Origin of the sequence: Komagataeibacter sp. FXV3, from assembly GCF_015155755.1 — a bacterium.
Taxonomy (GTDB): Bacteria; Pseudomonadota; Alphaproteobacteria; order Acetobacterales; family Acetobacteraceae; genus Komagataeibacter.
In genome coordinates this window covers 1-2,609 of the sequence record NZ_VWPI01000181.1, presented here as the reverse complement: position 1 = coordinate 2,609, position 2,609 = coordinate 1, and the positions used below count along the sequence as shown (strand labels likewise).

The 2,609-nt window shown below is 53.2% G+C and carries 2 protein-coding genes and 1 pseudogene; all 3 read right to left on the bottom strand.

Going from position 1 to position 2,609, the window contains the following annotated elements:
* Positions 1-351: 351 nt before the first annotated feature.
* Positions 352-1,538, bottom strand: a protein-coding gene (locus F1542_RS16740; RefSeq protein WP_193733991.1) for an IS3 family transposase whose coding sequence is annotated in 2 segments (ribosomal slippage) — positions 352-1,280 and positions 1,280-1,538 — 1,188 coding nt in all. Because the reading frame shifts where the segments join, the coding sequence is not laid out codon by codon here.
* Between the two features lie 67 nt (positions 1,539-1,605).
* Positions 1,606-2,136, bottom strand: a pseudogene (locus tag F1542_RS16735) (transposase); the annotation flags it as partial.
* Between the two features lie 64 nt (positions 2,137-2,200).
* Positions 2,201-2,609 (bottom strand): hypothetical protein (locus F1542_RS17280; RefSeq protein WP_227672834.1); only part of this gene is annotated, 409 nt, incomplete at its 5' end.

Below are 2,609 nucleotides of genomic sequence, written 5' to 3'. Positions count from 1 at the left end.
CACCGGATCAGGTCGCTAGACAAGGGTCTCGGGGGCATGCCCCCGAGACCCTTGCTATTCCATCAACTCCAAGCCATGAAAAACGGGAACTCTCCTTTTGAGTGGATACAAAAAGGGGGGCACGTCAAGACGATTGAGCGTTGCCGTGCGGTCTCACATCAAACTGCGGCGCGCGGCCACCAGTTCGGCCAGACGGTTCTGTAGATCCGTGCGGACTGGACGCGCCACCGGATCCAGCAGGGCACCATAGCGTGCCAGCATCAACGCATCGACGCGATCTGTCTTCGCGAGAGAGGTGGACCCGTCTGTTCGGACAGTTTTTGGGTTTGAATAAGCTATACCCGGTTGTTGTTATGCCGCCATTCTGACGGCGTTGCTGTTGGCCATCTGGTCCGGGGTTAACCCCGGACCAGATGGCGTCGGCGCGCCATGATACGCCTCATCAGGCGTTCGTCCAGCCAGGGCCGTATGGGGACGTTGCCCGTTGTAATGGGTGATCCATTTCGTGAGCCCCACTCGAAGTTCTGATCCGGTCTCAAATGCGTGCAGGTAGACACATTCGTATTTCAACGACCGCCACAGACGCTCGATGAACACGTTGTCCAGCCAGCGCCCACGCCCGTCCATGCTAATGCGGATCTGACGTTCTTCCAGGATACCGGTAAAACGGGGCGTCGTGAATTGTGAGCCCTGGTCCGTGTTGAAAATCTCCGGGGTGCCGTAACGCATCAGCGCATCCCGGAGTGCCTCAATACAGAACTCCGCGTCCATCGTGTTCGACAGACGCCAGGACAGCACCTTGCGCGTGAACCAGTCCATGATCGCCACGAGATAGAGAAATCCCCGTTTCATGGGAATATATGTGATATCGGAACACCAGACCTGGTTAGGTCGATCAATGACCAGATCCCGCAGCAGATATGGATATTTCCGATGCTCCGGATGGGGCACACTCGTGCGTGGCTTCTGGTAGATCGCCCGCAGGCCCATGATCGCCATGAGCCGGCGGACGCGTTTGCGCCCCACTTCATGTCCCAGGCGGCGCAGATGCCATGTCATCTGCCGCGAGCCATAATACGGCCTTTCCAGGAACTGGGCGTCGATCAGCCGCATCAACTCCAGATTGGCCTCACTTTGTGGCACAGACCGATAGTAGACGCCCGACCAGTTGAGTCGCAGCAGCGTACATTGCCGAATTATCGGCAGACGCGCTCGCTTCGGGTCAATCATCTGCCGCCTCTGATCACGCCCAATCGAGCAGAGGCATCGCGTAAAAAATCCCGTTCCACGAGAAGCTCGCCTATCTTCGCGTGCAGTTTCTCCACATCAGCAGGGCCGACCGGGGGCTCAGACGCCGCCTTCCCGGAAAAGGTTGCCGCCATCCCCTCGATCGGCTGCCGTTTCCACTGGGTGATCATCGTCTGATGCACCCCATGTTTCGAAGCCAGTTCCGCCAGCGTCAGTTCCCCACGGATCGCTTCCAGGGCAACCCGTGATTTGAACTCCGCCGCATACCTCTTGCGCGTAACCTTGCCCATAAAACCCGTTCTCTCTCAGGTCCGATTATAGCTTATTGCCCTGTCCGAAAAATGGGGACCACCTCTGCTCCGCCTGGTCCATCAGTTTCGCGATATCCACCGTCAGCTGTTCGTGCAGCGCCCTGATCCGGTCGTAGCGCACCGAACGGTATTTCGAAGCGTCAGCATCAATTTTCGTGCCGTCGATCGATACTACACCCAGACGCAGCAGACCCGTCTCGCGCGCCAGAAGCAGCACTTGTGCAAATGCAGCTTCAATGGCCACCCGGTTTGTCCGGCGAAATGCGGCAATCGTGTCGTGATCCGGATGCAGGTTCGCCGCCACGAAGCGTATGCTGATGTCGCGATATGTTGCCCGCTCGATCCGGCGTGAGGAAAAAATCCCGTTTGCATAGCTGACGATCAGAAGTGCGAGCATCAGACGCGGATGATACTGTGCCTTGCCACCCGTGCGTACTGGCACACAAAACGCATTCATCGGAACCCGTTCAACGGCAGCTACAACGAAATGCGCCATATCATCAGCCGGAAGCCACGACTTCAGATCAGGCGGCAGAAGATACGGCTGAGACCGGTCAAACGGGATGAAGCTGCTCATCTCACCACCTTACAACCGCCCCCCTTCATAGGGTACCCCAACCCGACAGGCTGCTAGAGATTATTCAACGTCGAATTAACGGCCTCTTTGGGATATCAAATTTATTTTCATTGAAACTTATTTTGATCATATCTTGTGAAAAATACAGTCCCATTACCATTGCAGATAATGGAAAAAATAGTCTGGTTTCTCTTATCAAGGCGGAAATAAAACCAATGATCAAATATAATCCCATAACAATCCATAAAGATACAAATTTTTTTCCTATAAATTTCCGATATGTGTATAATTTAAAAGAAAGAACGGCATAAATAATATACACAACAAAAGAAATAATGGAATATTTTGTTGATAAAAAGAACATATCCAGAAAATTTCTTCGTATATTAATGAAGTTTGCCAATCCGCCGTGATGTAAATCTATGCCAATTCCAGGGCGCGTGGAATATTTGAACATAAAAATTCTTATTATG